Annotated in this window: 14 protein-coding genes and 1 tRNA gene; 11 read left to right on the plus strand and 4 right to left on the minus strand. The window is 52.1% G+C overall.

The annotated features are described in order from the left end of the window. Nucleotides 1-94: 94 nt before the first annotated feature. A tRNA-Arg gene (locus F457_RS0101080) sits at nt 95-171 on the minus strand. A gap of 83 nt (nt 172-254) precedes the next feature. Beyond that, nucleotides 255-629 carry a hypothetical protein gene (locus tag F457_RS11810; protein WP_018979281.1) on the minus strand — a complete coding sequence of 125 codons (375 nt, stop codon included), beginning with the start codon at nt 627-629 and terminating at the stop codon, nt 255-257. A gap of 92 nt (nt 630-721) precedes the next feature. Between F457_RS11810 and guaA the strand changes: the two genes are divergently transcribed. The 4 genes from guaA (at nt 722) to pyk (ending at nt 7,173) form a co-directional block, all read left to right on the plus strand. After that, nucleotides 722-2,347, plus strand: coding sequence for a glutamine-hydrolyzing GMP synthase (gene guaA / locus F457_RS0101090; protein ID WP_018979282.1), 1,626 nt, complete (start codon nt 722-724; stop codon nt 2,345-2,347). A gap of 351 nt (nt 2,348-2,698) precedes the next feature. Next, on the plus strand, nt 2,699-4,687 hold the full coding sequence (acs, locus tag F457_RS0101095) for an acetate--CoA ligase (protein WP_018979283.1): 1,989 nt from the start codon (nt 2,699-2,701) through the stop codon (nt 4,685-4,687). Nucleotides 4,688-4,883: 196 nt separating this feature from the next. Then, nucleotides 4,884-5,789, plus strand: coding sequence for an SH3 domain-containing protein (locus F457_RS11815; RefSeq protein WP_018979284.1), 906 nt, complete (start codon nt 4,884-4,886; stop codon nt 5,787-5,789). A 22-nt stretch (nt 5,790-5,811) separates the two neighbouring features. After that, on the plus strand, nt 5,812-7,173 hold the full coding sequence (gene pyk / locus F457_RS0101105) for a pyruvate kinase (RefSeq protein ID WP_018979285.1): 1,362 nt from the start codon (nt 5,812-5,814) through the stop codon (nt 7,171-7,173). Nucleotides 7,174-7,289: 116 nt separating this feature from the next. Here pyk and F457_RS0101110 read toward each other — a convergent pair whose 3' ends face one another. Both F457_RS0101110 and F457_RS0101115 read right to left on the minus strand, forming a co-directional pair. Further along, a complete protein-coding gene (locus tag F457_RS0101110) occupies nt 7,290-8,183 on the minus strand; it encodes a prephenate dehydrogenase/arogenate dehydrogenase family protein (RefSeq protein WP_018979286.1) in 894 nt (297 codons plus the stop codon). Between the two features lie 12 nt (nt 8,184-8,195). Next, complete coding sequence (locus tag F457_RS0101115; protein ID WP_018979287.1) at nt 8,196-9,233, minus strand: lysylphosphatidylglycerol synthase domain-containing protein; 1,038 nt, start codon at nt 9,231-9,233, stop codon at nt 8,196-8,198. A gap of 145 nt (nt 9,234-9,378) precedes the next feature. On the opposite strand from F457_RS0101115, the gene hpnA reads away from it, so the two are divergent. From hpnA to F457_RS0101150, 7 genes are all read left to right on the plus strand, one after another. Continuing rightward, the gene (hpnA, locus tag F457_RS0101120; RefSeq protein WP_018979288.1) at nt 9,379-10,377 is read left to right on the plus strand and encodes a hopanoid-associated sugar epimerase; all 999 of its coding nucleotides are present in this window, start codon (nt 9,379-9,381) and stop codon (nt 10,375-10,377) included. 18 nt (nt 10,378-10,395) lie between these two features. Further along, nucleotides 10,396-11,547: a glycosyltransferase gene (locus F457_RS0101125; protein ID WP_018979289.1), complete on the plus strand. Its 1,152-nt coding sequence runs from the start codon at nt 10,396-10,398 to the stop codon at nt 11,545-11,547. Further along, nucleotides 11,544-12,419 (plus strand): squalene synthase HpnC, encoded by an 876-nt coding sequence (hpnC, locus tag F457_RS0101130; RefSeq protein WP_018979290.1) that lies wholly within the window; start codon nt 11,544-11,546, stop codon nt 12,417-12,419. Before F457_RS0101125 ends, hpnC begins: the two co-directional genes overlap by 4 nt. A 72-nt stretch (nt 12,420-12,491) precedes the next feature. After that, the gene (gene hpnD / locus F457_RS11820; RefSeq protein WP_018979291.1) at nt 12,492-13,373 is read left to right on the plus strand and encodes a presqualene diphosphate synthase HpnD; all 882 of its coding nucleotides are present in this window, start codon (nt 12,492-12,494) and stop codon (nt 13,371-13,373) included. After that, nucleotides 13,370-14,668, plus strand: a complete 1,299-nt coding sequence (hpnE, locus tag F457_RS0101140; protein WP_018979292.1) for a hydroxysqualene dehydroxylase HpnE — start codon at nt 13,370-13,372, stop codon at nt 14,666-14,668. The genes hpnD and hpnE overlap by 4 nt, the downstream gene beginning before the upstream one ends. 84 nt (nt 14,669-14,752) lie before the next feature. Then, complete coding sequence (gene shc, locus F457_RS0101145) at nt 14,753-16,708, plus strand: squalene--hopene cyclase (protein WP_018979293.1); 1,956 nt, start codon at nt 14,753-14,755, stop codon at nt 16,706-16,708. Next, nucleotides 16,708-17,352, plus strand: coding sequence for a phosphorylase family protein (locus tag F457_RS0101150; RefSeq protein ID WP_018979294.1), 645 nt, complete (start codon nt 16,708-16,710; stop codon nt 17,350-17,352). The genes shc and F457_RS0101150 overlap by 1 nt, the downstream gene beginning before the upstream one ends. Nucleotides 17,353-17,461: the final 109 nt, after the last annotated feature.

Below are 17,461 nucleotides of genomic sequence, written 5' to 3' on the forward strand. Positions count from 1 at the left end.
TCACTGTCAGGTTTATCGCTTGAATGAGCGCAAAAATAGCGACAGAATCCGACCACATCATAGCGTCGTATTAAGGATAAATTATACAGGGAAATGGTGCACTCGGGAGGACTCGAACCCCCAACCCCCAGATTCGTAGTCTGGTGCTCTATCCAGTTGAGCTACGAGTGCGTTGCGTTGTTGAGGCGGTTTCTAGCTATTCTAGCGGGGGTGCGCAACCCCCTTTGATAAAGTTTTTTAAATTTTTGCGCTCTTTAGCGGCGGACAAGGGTAATGTGGGCGCGGCAACGTGGTGTTTGTAATGTTCCGCCAATCCCTTGGCCTACGGGGTAGCCATCAAAAACCTGACGGTAGGGCGTATTGTTCATGCCCTTATCAACGAGCTCGGCATGATAGTGTTGGTCTCCCTCTTTATAAGAGCCGCGCAGAACAGAAGAGTTTAGGCCTGGGTTAAAAACGATGCTGTTGCCGCGCACTCTAAAAGCTGAGAGTTCGTCTGTGGGGCATTGCCCTTCATCGGTAACGAGCTTTCCAACCCATGTGCCGTAAGGGTCTGACGCTGCGGTTGGTGTCTCACAGGATGTGAGAAGGCCAAGGGCGAGGAGGGAAGGAAGCACTGCCAGACGCATGAGAACCCCTAAAATGAGAGAATGCTGTGATAGTTAAGGATGACGACACCCTATGAGCCGTTCTATAAAGGGCGTTATCAACTTACTCTATCATGCCACATCTTAAAGGCGAGGTCAGAATCTTGACGCAACAGCATGCGAATTCCCTTCAACAGCTTGATGAGACCCTCCATGAAGACAGGATTCTGATCCTCGATTTTGGAAGTCAGGTCACACAACTTATTGCACGTCGTGTCCGTGAAAGTGGCGTTTACTGCGAAATTTGGCCCTTCACGGTGAGCAGCGATAAGATTCGCGACTTTAACCCGCGTGGGATTATCCTTTCTGGGAGCCCGGCGAGTGTTCATGATGAGAAAGCGCCAAAGGTTCCTGAAGATATTTTCACAATGGGGCGCCCGATTCTAGGAATCTGCTACGGTCAGCAGGTCATGTGCCACAATTTGGGTGGTCGTGTTGAAACGCATGATCATCGTGAATTTGGGCGTGCCACCATTGATGTGGCTGAAGAATGTTCGTTGTTTCACGGTGTGTGGGCGCAGGGCACGCAAGAGCAGGTGTGGATGAGCCACGGTGATCGTGTGGCGGCAATTCCAGAAGGCTTTAAAGCGGTGGCGTATTCAGAAGGCGCTCCTTTTGCCATCATCGCTGATGAAAAGCGCAAGTTCTACGGTGTGCAGTTCCATCCAGAAGTGGTGCATACCCCGCACGGTGCAGCGTTGATTCGTAACTTCACACATGATGTTGCGGGTTGCTCAGGAACATGGACAATGGCAGGCTTCCGTGATCTGGAAATTGAGCGCATCCGCCGTCAGGTTGGTGATGGTAAGGTGATTTGCGGTTTGTCCGGGGGCGTGGATAGCTCTGTTGCTGCGAAACTTATTCATGATGCGATCGGTGATCAGCTGACCTGTATCTTTGTCGATCCCGGCATTTTGCGTGCTGGGGAAGCGGATGAGGTGGTGAAAACTTTCCGTGATCGCTTCAATATTAAGCTCGTTCATCGCGATGCGTCTGATCTGTTCTTGGGTGAGTTAGAGGGTGTGACAGACCCAGAGGTGAAGCGTAAAACCATTGGTCGCTTGTTTATTGAGGTCTTTGAGCAAGAAGCCGCGAAGCTTGGCGGAGCACAATTCCTCGCACAGGGCACTCTTTATCCAGATGTTATTGAGAGTGTAAGCTTTAATGGCGGGCCTTCGGTGACCATCAAGTCCCACCATAATGTAGGTGGTTTGCCAGAGCGCATGAATATGGAGCTCGTGGAGCCACTGCGTGAGCTGTTTAAAGACGAGGTGCGTGCTCTTGGGCGGGAAATAGGTGTGCCTGAGGCGATCGTGAGCCGCCATCCTTTCCCAGGGCCAGGGCTTGCGATTCGTATCCCTGGCGCACTCACGCGTGAAAAACTGGATTTATTGCGGAAGGTTGACAGTGTTTATCTGGAAGAGATCAGAAAAGCTGGTCTTTATGACGAAATCTGGCAGGCTTTTGCAGTATTGCTCCCCGTTCGTACGGTTGGGGTCATGGGTGATGGCCGCACCTACGACCAAGCCTGTGCTCTGCGTGCGGTGACAAGCACGGACGGCATGACCGCTGAAGTGTATCCGTTCAGCTTTGACTTCCTCTCTCGCGTGTCCGGTCGTATTGTCAATGAGATCCGGGGCATTAACCGCGTGACGTACGACATTACGTCTAAGCCACCGGGTACGATTGAGTGGGAATAAACCCGATCAGCTTTGTATGACAGAGCGTCTTGGAAAGGCCCGTAGGTAGCGATACGGGCCTTTCCTTTATGGGCACTGGAGCGTTCAATTGCTTGTAGAGTTTAAGGATGGTCGTTGTTGCGACTATTTGTCCTATTAAGCGCACCTTATTTTATTGTAGGGCATGTTTCCAAAGATTGGATTTCATAAAGAGGTCATTATAACCATCTGTAAAAAAAGAAAACAATATTTCTATAAAGCAAAAGTATAGGCCGAATAAATTTTGTATCTATTAGGGTGGTTGTCTACTTAATGAAGAGGTGATTTAGTAACGACATTCAAAATGATACTATCCCTAAGGAGTGTGGCGCGGTGAGTAATGAGAGAGCTCAGGGTTTATTGTTAGACCGCCTTATAAACTCACCACTTCAGCATGCGTCACAGTCTGTTTTTAAAGATATGACGTCTTATGAGGCCTTATGTAAGGAGGCGCAGAAAGAGCCGGAGCTTTTCTGGTCGCGTCTTGCACAAGAGCATTTGCAATGGGATCACCCATTTTCCCATGTTCTCGATAAAAGCCACGCACCCTTTTACCGGTGGTTCGATGATGGCGCTCTTAACGCGAGTGTAAATTGCCTTGACCGTCATCTAGGAACTGAGTGTGAGCACAAAGTGGCGATCCATTTTGAGACAGTGGATGGAAAGGTCACGTCAGTGACGTATCGCACGTTGTACGAGCGTGTGTGTCAGCTCGCCAATGCCCTAAAAGAAAGAGGCGTAGAGAAAGGTGACCGCGTGCTGATTTATCTTCCGATGGGGGATGAAGGCGTGGTTGCGATGCTGGCGTGCGCGCGTATTGGGGCCATTCATGTTGTGGTGTTTGCTGGGTTTTCAGCAATAGCACTGCATGAGCGCCTTCAAGATACAGGTGCTGTGGCCGTCATTACGGCCAATGTGCAATGCCGCTCTGGGCGCGAATTACCCCTTAAAGCAGGGGTCGATGACGCTATCGCTTTAGGTGGCTGTGAGCATGTGGGCACAATCTTGGTATATGAGCGGACAGCAACAGCATGGCCGCGTCAGGAAGGGCGTGATTTTTCCTACGCTGAGCTTGTGTCGCAACAGCCAACAGAGTGTGCACCCGTATCAGTTTCTGCGGAGCATCCTCTCTTCATTCTCTACACGTCGGGCTCTACAGGAAAGCCGAAAGGCGTTGTGCACACAACGGCGGGGTATCTCCTTTGGGCGAAACTGACCATGTTGTGGTCTTACGACATCCAGCCGAGCGATGTTTTTTGGTGCACAGCCGATATTGGGTGGATTACCGGTCATACTTACGTCACGTATGGCCCATTGGCTGCTGGCGCGACGCAAGTGATTATGGAAGGCGTGCCGCTTTATCCAGACGCGAGTCGGGTATGGAAGACCATCCAGCGCCATGCTGTTACGACCTTCTACACAGCGCCAACGCTCATTCGTGCGCTTATCAAGGCTGCTGCGCAGGAGGATGTGTATGCCCCAGAGTCGTATGATCTGTCCTCACTGAGGCTATTAAGCAGCGTTGGAGAGCCGATTGATGCAACCGCATGGCGCTGGTTTTACGAACATGTTGGGCACGGGCGCTGCCCTTACGTTGATACATTTTTTCAAACAGAAACAGGTGGTCACGTTATTACGCCTATCCCCGGTGTGACACCGCTTGTTCCGGGTTCTTGCACGTTGCCTCTCCCAGGGATGGATGTGGTGATTGTTGATGAAGCAGGAGAGCCACGCCCATGGGGGCAAGGCGGTCTGTTAGTGATCGCGTCGCCATGGCCTGCGATGGCGCGCACTCTTTGGCGTGATGATGAACGCTACCGGCAGAGTTATTTCCCCGAGGAGTTGGGTGGCACTTTGTATCTGGCAGGTGATGGTGCGGTGCGAGATGAAGATACGGGCTATTTTCGGATTACAGGCCGGATAGATGATGTGTTGAACGTCTCGGGCCATCGCCTAGGAACAACAGAGATCGAGTCTGCCCTGAGTCGTTTAGATCATGCGGTCGCAGAGGTTGCTGTTGTAGGGCAGCCTGACCCAAGCACAGGTGAGGCTGTGTGTGCTTTTGTCGTGCTCAAAAAATCTGACTACGGAGAAGAGGTAGCCCGCCAGATTGCACAAGAGTTGAGGCAACAGGTTGCACGAGATATTAGCCCAATTGCGAAGCCGAAATTTATCCGATTTGGGTCGAATCTCCCTAAAACCCGGAGCGGGAAGGTGATGCGGCGTTTATTGCGTTCCTTTGCGCAGGGGGAAAAAGAGGCACAAGATATCAGTACGTTGGAAGATCCTTCCGTTTTGGATCATTTCTCGGTGATTTATTAATGGTGCGCGGGAAAAGATTTCTTAAAGATTTTTTAGAACCTTGCTGCTTTGCTACGCTAAAGACGGTGTCAAACCACTCAAACCTCTTCTGCTACGCTTTTCTTGAAGGGCAGGGTTGCTTCCTCAAAAGCATTTTTTTGCTCTGAAAGCGGAAAGGTGGCTTGCTCAAAACGTCATCCCTTGGCAGGGATAGAGCATGAAGCTGCCGATTGCCTCTTATTGCTGTATAGTGTCGCCTAGCGTTTTGCTGATGGCGAGTGTTGGTCTGATGACCAGTGCGGTGTCTGCGTACGGGCAAGAGGGAGCGTCACAAAAATCAACCCATCATACTCATCATCACGGGAAAGCCCATCATCACGCACATTATGCCCAGCATAGTGCGGAAGAAGCAGGGCATCGCCACCATGTTTCTCATCATAAGAAACATAAGGTCGCTAAGGCCGCTGCGGTGGGCGCCGCTGCTGGAGCTGTTGGCTCAGCAGCGATTAAGGAGAGGCCGATTGCTCCCCCTGCTTCGCAGGCGGGTGCTGCGCTGCCCTCAGAGGCTTCTGCTGATAATAAGGGGAGTGAAACGGGTCTCCCATTGCCGCGCTTTGCCGCTTTGCGGGCAGACCGTGTGTATATGCGGCGTGGGCCGGGGGAACGGTACCCAATTGATTGGGTGTATCATCGCCGCGGATATCCCGTGAAGATTGAGAGAGAGTTTGGCGTCTGGCGTCTTGTTGAAGACCTAGACGGCCAGAAAGGCTGGGTGCATCAGGTCACGCTACGAGGCGGTCGATCTTTTGTTATACCCGGCCCGCCGTCCCCAGCTGGGGATGGAACGAGCCTTCCGACTGCACAACATGCAGATCCACGTATTGTGGCTTATGTGCCAGAACAGGACATGTTGCGTGGTCAGAATCATGATGTCCCATTGATGAGCTCACAAGAGGCGAACCAAAAAGTGGTCGCTGCGCTAGAACCCGGCACAGTAGGCACTATCAAAGCCTGCCCAAAAGGGTCATCATGGTGTCATGTCACAGTCAGGGGCTACGATGGTTGGCTTGAACGCCAGTCATTGTGGGGGGTGCAACCCGGTGAAATCATTCAGCCTGACTGAACACAGAAAGTCGAGGAATGTTATGACAGCCAACAACCATCATCGCCGCACACGGATTGTTGCGACCCTCGGGCCTGCATCGTCAACACCTGAGCAGATTGTTAATCTTGCTAAAGCAGGTGTGAATGTTTTCCGTCTGAACTTCTCTCACGGTACGCACGATGAGCATGCAGCCCGTCATAAAGCGGTCCGCGAAGCGGAAGCAAAAGTGGGTCATCCACTTGCTGTTTTGGCTGACTTCCAAGGGCCAAAGCTGCGCGTTGGCGTATTTGAAAATGGCCCAGTGGTACTTAAAAAAGGTCAGAAATTCGGCTTGGATCTGGATAAAACACCAGGCAACGAAAAGCGCGTTAATCTGCCACATCCAGAAATTATCTCAGCGATTGATGTTGGCCACCGTCTGCTTCTGGACGATGGTAAGATGGCCCTTAAGGTGCTGAGCAAGAATAAAAATGGTCTGGAAACTGAAGTTCTGGTGGGTGGTAAGCTCTCTGAACGTAAGGGGGTGAACGTTCCTGACGTTGCGCTGCCTATTCCAGCATTGACTGAAAAAGACCACAAAGACTTCAAGTTTGCTCTGTCTCTTGGTGTTGATATCGTGGCTCTGTCCTTTGTTCAGAAGCCAGAAGACATTCAGGAAGCTCGCGATATTGCGAAGGGCCAAGCTTGGATCGTCACCAAGCTGGAAAAACCACAAGCTGTGGAACAGCTCGAAGAAATCATCCGTCTGTCTGATGCGCTGATGGTTGCTCGTGGTGATCTGGGCGTGGAACTGCCAGCTGAGGATGTGCCGGTCGTTCAGAAGCGTGCGATCAAGGAAGCTCGTCGTCAGGGCCGTCCAGTTATCGTGGCAACACAGATGCTGGAGAGCATGATCGACAGCCCATCACCAACCCGCGCTGAAGTGTCTGACGTTGCAAACGCCGTGTATGACGGTGCGGATGCTGTGATGCTTTCTGCTGAGAGTGCTGCTGGTGGCTATGGTCTGGATGCTGTGAGCATCATGGCACGCACGGTTTCCCGTGTTGAGCGTGATGCTGACTGGCGTGCTCGTATGGACAATATGCGTCCGGTTGCTGAGCGCAGCATTCAGGGCTCTCAGGCAAAATCTGCTGGTGATGTTGCACGTCATGCGGGTGCTTCGGCTCTAGCTGTGCAGACAGAAGATGGCCGTAGTGCTGTTCTCGTGTCCCGTGAACGCCCACATCAGCCTATTGTTGCTCTGACAAACGAAACAACAGCACGTCGTCTGAGCGTGGTTTGGGGTGTCTTCGCGAAAGCAACTTCTGACAAGAGCGAGATTGCGTCTTCTCCTGTCGTGAAGAGCGGTGACCATGTTGTTCTGCTTGACAGCAGCAAAGCGCTGAGCGTTGTGAAGGTCTAATCCATTAGATCATGATAACGGTGTCTTTCAGCTTCGTGTAAGAAGCTGAAAGGGCGCATAAAAAACCCCGAGATGCCAGCTGGCTCTCGGGGTTTTTTTAATGAGGGGAAGCGTCGTTACGCTTGACGATTTTCGAGCAGGCTTAAGCGAATGCGCCGCCCACGCTCAATACGTTCAGTGATGGCATCGCGATCTCCTGTGCGGATCGCTTCAGCCATTTTGGCCGTCTCCCCTTGGAAGCGCTCAAGCGTTTGGAGGATAATGTCACGATTGGCGAGGAAAATATCACGCCACATCACCGGGTCTGATCCAGCAATTCTGGTAAAATCACGGAAGCCAGAAGCGGCATAATCTAAGACATCTGCGCGTAAGTCGGTAGAAAGACGGTCTGCTGTATCGCAAATGGTAAAGGCGAGTAGATGGGGAAGGTGACTGACCATTGCACAAATCTGGTCGTGATAATGGGCCTCGACACGCCGTGTTCGTGCACCGCAGAGCTGCCATAGTGTTTCAACACGCTCAATGGCAGAAGAAGAGGTGCTTTCAGGGGGGATAAGAAGGCACCAGCGCTCTTCAAAAAGGGTTGAGAAGCCCGCATCAGGGCCTGAATATTCTGTTCCTGCCATGGGATGGACAGGCACATAAGTGATATCACTGGGAAGGTGAGGCACGATTTCTTGGGTGATCGTGCTGCGGACTGACGCAACGTCGCTTAAAATACTTCCCGATTTCATATGGGGTAAAGCCTGCTGCGCAACGGAAGCTACGGCCCCTGTCGGAATGCAGGAAACAACGATATCAGCCTCCTGCACACCTTCAGCGAGAGATGTCGTTACCTGATCGGCAATCCCTAGGCTCTTCACACGTTCCAGAACGTCAGCAGACTGGTCAATGGCAATCAGCCGTTGGGCAATGGCTGGGTTTTGTTGGGCTCGGCGGAGGAGAGAAGAGCCAATCAAGCCTGGGCCGATAACAGCAAGCGTATGAAAAAGCGGGGACGGCGAAGACATGGGAGCGGATACTCAGGAGGAAGATGTGGAAGTTTTTTGAGCGCGGCGGAGCTGATGGAACTCATAATATTGCCAAAGCAGCAGGGTAGGGATCCCGATTACAATATCACGTCCACGACGGAGTAGAGAGAGGCTAAAGGCAATATCAGATGGGATGCCAAAAATCAGTCCGAGAGCGACATAAGCCCCCTCCTGCACACCAAGCGCACCGGGGACGAGGAAGCCGGCAGACATAATGCCGCACACGACGCCTTCAATCGCTGTGGCATCAAAGAAAGTGAGGGTGACACCCAATAACCGTAGGGAAAGCCATGTCATAAAGGCACTGCCCAGCCAACAAGCGAGATGAAGGGCTGCACCACAGGCGATGCGAGAAGGACGGCTCCACAGGCTATCCAAATAGTTCTGGAAGTTTGTTGTATTGCCTGTAAGGGTGTCGCCCCAGTCGGCAGAAATATGCTTGGCTAAAAAATAGGCGAGCCGTTTAAGGAGGTTACCTCCATGCTGCTGTGTCCAGATAAAGCCTGCCATGCCAAGGCTGAGCAAAACCATCGCGATGGACAAAGGCCAGATAAAACGTCCAGCGTCTTGATGGCCAATGAGGCAGAGAAGAGCGAGAACAATAAAAGCGATCTGTCCTAAAACTTCCGTGGTAATGTCGATAAGATTAGCGGCGACTCCCTCAGGCCAACCTAGGTGAGTGTTGTCTGTCGTGCGGCGTGGGTGGCCTGCCGTGGTTGCACGGATGCCAATAATCATTCCACCAAGTTGGGAGAAAGGCAGGCAAGCTGCAGCGGCGTCACGCACGAAACGAGCGGCCGTGAGGCGTGCCAAACTGATATCGGCAATACTTCCCTTCCATGCGACCCCGAGGATGAGGTTAACGACGAATTGGACGGCAATAAGCAGGATAAAACCACCGATCCCCACTTTGCCGAGAGCAAGAAGAATGGAATGTAATCCTGTTCTCAGCGTGAGAAAGCAGAACAACACGACACCGATGAGAGTGAGAATAAAGGGAAGTGTTTTCTTCAAGATGAGCCACCGCATGCCGTAAAAATACCCCGCTCTTTTAGGCTACTCTGTGTAGGGCGTCCAATAGATTGTCAGACGCCTTATTCAGGCTTCCTCTTTCCCAATGAGAGCAGGGTAGGTATATCCGTACGCTATATATGGATTAGGAAGGGAAGGCGACATGGCAGAGGATATTACTCTTGTTACAGGAGCGACGGGCTTTGTCGGGTCAGCTGTGGCGCGTGTTCTGCTTAAGCGAGGGCATCGGCTGCGTGTGCTGGTTCGCCCGACCTCAGATCGTAGCAATTTAGAAGATTTGTCTGTTGAGTATGTAGAGGGCGATCTTGCACGTCCAGATGATATGGAAGAAGCCCTGAAGGGGGTGACGTACCTCTTTCATGTTGCGGCTGATTATAGGCTCTGGGTACCGAACCCTGAAAGCATGATGCAGGCGAATGTGGACGGTACGCGCCGTCTTATGTTGGCTGCCCAGCAGGCAGGTGTGAAAAAGATCGTTTATTGCTCATCTGTCGCAGCCCTCGCCACCGCGCATAATGGGATTCCCGCGACAGAAGCGGATCCGATTACGGAAGCGCAGATTGTGGGTGTTTATAAGAAGTCAAAATTTCGTGCTGAGCAGGAAGTTCTACGTTTGGTGCGTGAGCAAGGGCTTCCGGCAGTTATTGTGAATCCCTCTACGCCTGTTGGGCCGCGTGATATTAAGCCAACCCCGACAGGGCAGATGATCCTTGACTGTGCGACAGGGCGAATGCCTGCTTATGTCGAAACTGGCCTTAATATTGTTCATGTTGATGATGTGGCAGAAGGACATGTCTTGGCGCTGGAGAAAGGTGTGGTCGGCGAGAAATATATTCTGGGTGGGCAGAATATGATGCTGGGTGATTTATTTAGGATTGTAACACGTTGTGCAGGCGGGAAAGCCCCGACAATTAAGCTGAAGCAGTCTTGGTTGTATCCTGTTGCGCTGATCTCCGAAATTCTTGCGCGCACGGTCGGCATTGAACCCCGTGTAACGCGTGAAATGCTCGCTATGTCGAAAAAGTTGATGTACTTCTCCTCAGCAAAAGCTGAGAAAGCCTTGGGCTACCAAGCACGCCCTGCTCAAGAGGCGGTGGAGGATGCTGTCGCGTGGTTTCGGCAGCATAAGCGTATGTCTTAAGGGTGGGGTAAACGTTCTATGTTATTGATTGGTGCCGTCCTGTCTGTTTGTGCCTGGGTAGGTCTAATTTTTTTTCACGGACGGTTTTGGGTAGGAGGGCCGTGGCTTAGTGAGGGGTTCGGCCTTTCGAGGGGGGCTCATCTTTCCCCTGATGTTACTATCATCGTGCCTGCGCGTGATGAAGCGGGTTCAATTGCCTCTAGCCTAACATCACTGCTGGAGCAGGACTATAAGGGACGGTTTCGCGTTATCTTGGTGGATGATGAAAGCGAAGATAGCACAGCACATATTGCCCATTCGTTACCTGACCCCCATCAGCGTTTAACCATTGTGCAAGGAAAACCGCATCCTTCAGGGTGGAGTGGCAAATTATGGGCCGTCAACCAAGGGGAAGAGGAGGCGTTGCGCACACTCTCTCCTGATGGTTACGTGCTGCTCACCGATGCCGATATTGTGCATGCACCAGATCATCTATCCTCTTTGGTTGCGCGTGCTCAGCGCGATAAGCTGGATATGGTCTCGGAGATGGTAAAGCTTAATTGCGTGACCTTTTGGGAACGTGCTTTGGTGCCTGCTTTTGTCTATTTCTTTGCGCTTCTTTACCCATTTCGTCAGGTGGCTGACCCACGCTCACCGATTGCTGGTGCGGCTGGTGGGACGATCTTATTAAAGCGGCCCATGCTGGAAAAGATTGGCGGTATTCGCTCGTTACGTCATGCGCTCATTGATGACTGTACGCTTGGAGCTCATGTAAAAAAAGCAGGCGGACGGCTTTATTTGGGGCTGAGTGAGCAGGCATGGTCTATTCGCACCTATCAGCGTTTAGGTGATATTTGGCACATGATTGCTCGTAACGCTTATGTGCAGTTGCGTTACTCACCGTGGCGGCTTTTGGGGGCGCTGTTGGGAATGTTGTTGGTGTGGCTACTGCCAATTGGGCTGTTTTTGTTTGCACGAGGGAAGAAACGCTGGATCGGTGCTACTGCCTACACTATGAGCTGTGTTAGTTTTGTGCCAACGTTACGCTGGTTCAACCTCTCTTTATGGCGCGTTCTCCCTTTGCCATTAGTGGCGAGTTTTTATAGCTGTGCAACGATTGGCTCGGCAGTCAATCATTATAGTGGCGCAGGGGTGAAATGGCGTGGCCGTTTCTACGGGGATGAAACATGAAAGGCACCAAACAAACGATGGCGATTGATGATGTGTGGGGCGCTGATGATGTGACCTCGGATAAAAAAATGGGGGATGAGAATTTTCCCGTCGGGTCGTTCCTGATTGCGCCTACATTGCGTCCTGCTGTGCATGCTTACTACCATTTCGCACGTGTCGCTGATGATATGGTGGACAATATTTCCCTCTCATCAGAGCAAAAGCTCCGTCGCCTAAAGGCGTTACGAGCGGTGCTTCTGGGTGAAGAAAAAGCACCGAAGCGCGCTGATGCACAAACAGCTGTTAAGCTCCGTCAGGTCTTTTTAGAGCGACAGCTTCCTTTTGAGGTAGCGTCCGACTTGATTGAGGCTTTTTGCCTTGATGCAGAGAAAAACCGTTATCAAAGCTGGGATGAGTTGCTGCATTATTGTCGTTATTCAGCGAACCCAGTTGGGCGTTTTCTTTTGACGCTTCATGGTGAGGATGAGGCCAGCTCTGGGCCATCTGATGCGTTATGCACGGCATTGCAGATCGTGAACCATCTACAAGATGTGTCTAAAGATCTTAAAACATTGAATCGCTGTTATGTGCCTCTGCCTTGGCTGGCTACTGAAGGTGTATCACTGCAAGAATTGACCGCACCTCAGAGTTCGGCAGGGGTGAAGCGTGTTTTTGAGCGGATGCTCGTCCAAGTTGACGGGCTTAATCATTATGCGCAAACATTGCCGCTTTTGATCCGAGATCGTCGTATGCGTTTAGAAGCTGCCGTCGTCGTAGGGCTGTGCCGGCGCTTAACAGAGCGTCTTCATCGGCAAGACCCGCTAGCAGAGCGTGTTGCTTTGACGAAGTTTGATGGTGTCAAAGCTCTTTCTGCAGCCATGCGGTATATGTGATAGAGCAACACGAATAGGGATCACGATAGAAAAAAGCCGCGTGGCGCGGATCTATAAATGAGGAAAAAGAGAATGTCTGACAGCAAGACAACATCCGCAGGGTTGGTGTGCGCCCCGTCTGACCTGCGTCATGTGGAAGACATCGTCACGCGCTCAGGAACGTCTTTTGCACGGGGTATGAAAATATTACCGCCGGCGCGTCGGCAAGGCATGTTCGCCGTTTATGCGTTTTGTCGATTGGTCGATGATATTGCCGATGGCGATACCGACCATTCCGATCCCATACAGGCTCTCGACGTGTGGCGTACGCGTATCGCTGCTTTGTATGAAGGCAAGACCTCTGACGCGTTGGATCGTGTGTTATTGACAACGATTGAACGGTATCATCTACGTCAGGAAGATTTTACTGCCGTTATTGATGGTATGGCGATGGATTGCGGCAAGCCGATCGTTGCGCCTGATGAAAAGACGTTGGATCATTATTGTGATTGTGTCGCTTCAGCGGTTGGGCGTCTTTCAAGCCGGATTTTCGGGATGGGTGAACCAGAGGGTGACCGGCTTGCTTATCATCTAGGGCGAGCCCTACAGCTCACGAATATTTTGCGTGATCTTGGGGAAGATGCGCGGCGTGGTCGGCTTTATTTGCCCTCAGAGCTTCTTCAGCGTTTTTCTGTGCCGAAAGAGCCTTCAAAGGCTCTTTATGCGCCGGAGCTTGATGGTTTGTGTCGCATCATGGCCATGCGGGCTTCAGACCATTTCCGAGCAGCGGAACGCATTATGGATCAGGGAGCAAAAGAGGCTGTGCGCCCAGCGCGGATTATGGCGGCCTCGTATAAAGTGACCCTAGCTGCTCTGAAAAAACGCGGCTGGCACCATCCAAACGCCCCGTTACATGTATGTTCCGTGCGGAAAAAGCTGGGTATGCTGCTCGCTTATTTTGGGGTGTCTGTATGAGCCGCGTCCATATTATTGGAGGGGGGCTTGCGGGTTTGTCAGCCGCAGTAGAACTCGCGCCTCAGGCTCAGGTTGAGCTGTATGAGGCCGGGCCTGTATGTGGAGGCCGGGCGCGTTCTTTCCATGATAAAGCGCTTGATACGGTGATTGATAATGGCAATCACCTCATGCTGTCGGCTAATCCTTGTACATTCCGTTATCTCGACCTGTTGGGGGCGCGTCATACTCTCCAAGGGCCTGGGGAGCCTATCTTTCCGTGGTTTGATTTGAATGAGCAACGCGGTTGGACTGTGCGGCTCTCTCCTGGGAAGATCCCTTTTTGGTTGTTGAGTAAGCGCCGACGGGTGCCGGGGATGACGTTGAAAGAAACGACAGCTCTGGTGCGCCTGATGCGTGCTGATGACGATACAGTTGTCTCTGATTGCCTTGCAGAGGGGGCACTTGCGCGGCGTTTGCTCGAGCCGTTTGCGGTCTCGGTTATGAATACGCCGAGCAATGAGAGTAGTGCTGCCTTGCTTGGCAATGTTGTGCGCCGCACGCTCGCTCAAGGTGGACAAGCCTGTTGTCCGTGGATGGCTGCTCACGGGCTTTCTGAGAGTTTCGTGACGCCTGCACTGGCTTATCTTGAGCAGTATCATGCGTCTGTTCACACAGGTACACGCGTGGCGGCGCTTCGTTATGAGCGTGGACGCGTTGTGGCGCTTGAGACCTCGTCAGGGGAGGTTGCGTTGGGGGCAGAAGATTCGGTGATTATGGCTGTGCCTGCACCGGTTGCCACGTCTTTGTTGCCAGGGCTTGATGGGCCTGATCAGTTCGAGAGTATTGCCAATGCGCATTTCCGTCTGCCTTTCCACTTAAAACCCCGTGGTGTTGTGGCACAGGCACGCTTTGTCGGTCTTATTGGCGGTATTGCGGAGTGGGTGTTTGTTCATGACGATGTTTTGTCTGTCACCGTCAGTGCAGCAAATCGTTATGCAGATCGTTCACAAACAGAGATGCTCGAGACTATTTGGAGCGAGCTTTTGCAGGCATTAAATCCCATTTTGGAAGAGCCATTGCCGCAACTGATGCCAACAGCGCGTCTCATTCGTGAAAAGCGAGCGACTTTTGCTGCAACACCTGAGCAAAATCGCCGTCGTCCGGGAGCCGCTACCCCTTATATCAACCTTGCTCTTGCAGGGGATTGGACTGATACTGGCTTACCCGCCACGATTGAAGGAGCCCTTCAGTCGGGGCTTGATGCTGTTGCTTTATTGGGTTTTCGTTCAGAAAGAACCAGAGTAAAAGCGGCATAATATTGCCAAAATCTTCGTGTTTGAGAGCGCGCCAATCTAAATCTGTCTGTATTGATGCATGACTAAGGGATTAAGGAGAGTTCAGTGAGTGAGACGTCGTTCCGTCAAAAATTAGGGGCCACTGCGATTGAGCAGGCGATTGAGGGATCTCATGCTGCTCTAGGTCGTCGTCAGAATGATGATGGGCATTGGGTTTTTGAGTTGGAAGCCGATGCGACGATTCCTGCTGAATATGTGCTGCTAGAGCATTTCCTTGATCGCATTGATGCGGATAGACAACAAAAGATCGGCGTATATTTGCGTCGTATTCAAGGTGATCATGGGGGGTGGCCGCTCTATCAAGATGGCGGCTTTGATATTTCAGCGACCGTGAAAGCTTACTTTGCGTTGAAAGCGATTGGGGATGATCCCGAGGCGCTGCATATGCGCCGGGCGCGCGCGGCGATCTTACAGCGAGGCGGGGCAGAGCGGAGTAACGTTTTCACCCGTATTCAGCTTGCTCTTTTTGGTGAAGTGCCGTGGGATGCGGTGCCTGTTATGCCCGTTGAGTTGATGCTGCTTCCACGCAAAGCATTCTTCTCTGTTTGGAACATGTCTTACTGGTCACGCACGGTCATTGCGCCGCTGTTGGTGTTGAGTGCGCGTAAGCCCAAGGCCATTAATCCACAGAATGTGCATGTGCAGGAGCTTTTCAAAACCCCGCCTGCTCACGTAAAAGATTGGATTCGTGGGCCATACCGGTCTATTTGGGGGCGTGCGTTTAAAGGGCTTGATACATTGCTCCGCCCGATTGTGCCGCATTTGCCTAAAGTGACGCATGAAAAGGCCATTGCGGTAGCGATCTCTTTTATCGAAGAACGCCTCAGTGCCGGTGGGCTTGGGGCTATTTACCCCGCTATGGCTAATGTCGTGATGATGTATCGCACATTGGGTGTTCCTGATGATGACCCGCGGGCGGTTCAAGCATGGCAAGCGTTGCAAGATTTGATGGTTGAAAAAGACGGGGAGATCTATTGCCAGCCTTGCGTATCTCCAGTGTGGGATACAGGCCTTTCAGGTCTAGCGATGATGGAGGCGGCCTCAGGGCCCAAAGGCACAAAAACGCCAGAAACGATGAAAGCGCTTCGTAAAGCAGCAGCATGGTTGCGTGAGAGGCAGATTTTGGACGTTAAAGGTGATTGGGCGATTAATGCGCCATCTTTGCGTCCTGGTGGTTGGGCCTTTCAATACGAAAACGATTATTATCCCGATGTGGATGATACGGCTGTGGTCGGAATGCTCCTTCAGCGCATTGATCCGGAAGAAAATCACGAAGCCATTGAGCGTGCGCGTGAGTGGATTATCGGAATGCAGAGCAGCAATGGTGGCTGGGGGGCGTTCGATATTGATAATGATCTTGAAGCCCTCAACCATATTCCATTTTCCGATCATGGAGCGTTGCTAGACCCGCCAACGGCTGATGTGTCTGCACGGTGTGTGTCTTTCCTATCTCAGCTTGGCCATCCTGAAGATCGTCCTGTGATTGAGAAGGGGTTGGCGTATCTGCGCGCAGAGCAGGAGAAAAATGGAAGCTGGTTTGGGCGTTGGGGAACGAACTATATTTACGGCACATGGTCTGTTTTGTGTGCGCTGAATATTGCCGGTGTGCCGCATGATGATGCGATGGTAAAGCGTGCGGTACGGTGGCTAGAAAGCGTGCAGAATCCTGATGGCGGCTGGGGTGAAGATTGCGCCAGCTATGAAGGGGCTGAGCCGGGGCGGTATAAGGAAAGCCTGCCAACGCAAACAGCTTGGGCGACTTTAGCGCTTATGGCGGTAGGGCGACGTGACACAGAGGCTGTAGAGAAAGGCATGGCCTATCTTGCTCAGGCTCAGGATGAGCACGGTGAGTGGCATGAAGAGCCTTATAATGCCGTTGGATTCCCGAAAGTCTTTTACCTGCGTTACCATGGCTATAAGCAGTTTTTCCCGCTGACGGCTCTGTCACGGTATCGCAATTTGGGCACGAGCAATTCAGGTCATGTGGAATACGGGTTCTAATGCTTGGAGTTCTGACAGGGCTTCAGCAAGAAGCTGTCCTTATCCGTCGCGTTTTCCCTCATAGCCCTGTTGAACTGAGCTACGCGTCGGAACAAGGGGCTGTTGAAGCAATGGGTCGGCTTCAAGAAGCTGGGGTCACAAAAGTCTTATCGTTTGGTTGCGCGGGAGGTCTATCGCCTTCAGTGGAACCGGGGACGATTATTGTGGCTGACCATGTGCATGTTGGTAGCCGGGATTATAGCACAGATGCGGCGTTGAGCCGCCTGTGTGGGCGTGATGCAGCCCTATCGGGTGGCGTGCTCCATAGCCGTGAGATGGTTGCTCAAGCACAGCAGAAACGTCAGTTGTATCAAGAGACGCACTGTTTAGCTGTTGATATGGAAAGTGGCGTTGTGGCCTGTTCTGGCTTGCCGTTCGCTGTGTTGCGTGTCGTGTGTGATGACGTTGCGCGTGACTTGCCGCCAGCGGCAGGGGAGGCGATGGACAAAGGCCGCGTCAAATGTGCTGCGCTTATACGGTCTATTGTGCGCCATCCTAAGCAAATCCCTGCACTCATGAGTTTGGGGAAGGATGCATCGCGGGCGCGTCAGGCGATGGCGCGCTTTTTGCACGAGCATCAAGAGAGCTTAAAGACAGCAGAATAAGCTTGTTTTTGTGCGGATTTTTTCGTAAGTATGACCCAGTTTCTCCTCCAATTCGTTGGAGGGGAGTATTTCGCACGCACGGCCCGGATATCCTGGTGTCCTTTTGTAA

This window comes from Saccharibacter floricola DSM 15669, from assembly GCF_000378165.1.
Lineage (GTDB): Bacteria > Pseudomonadota > Alphaproteobacteria > Acetobacterales > Acetobacteraceae > Saccharibacter > Saccharibacter floricola.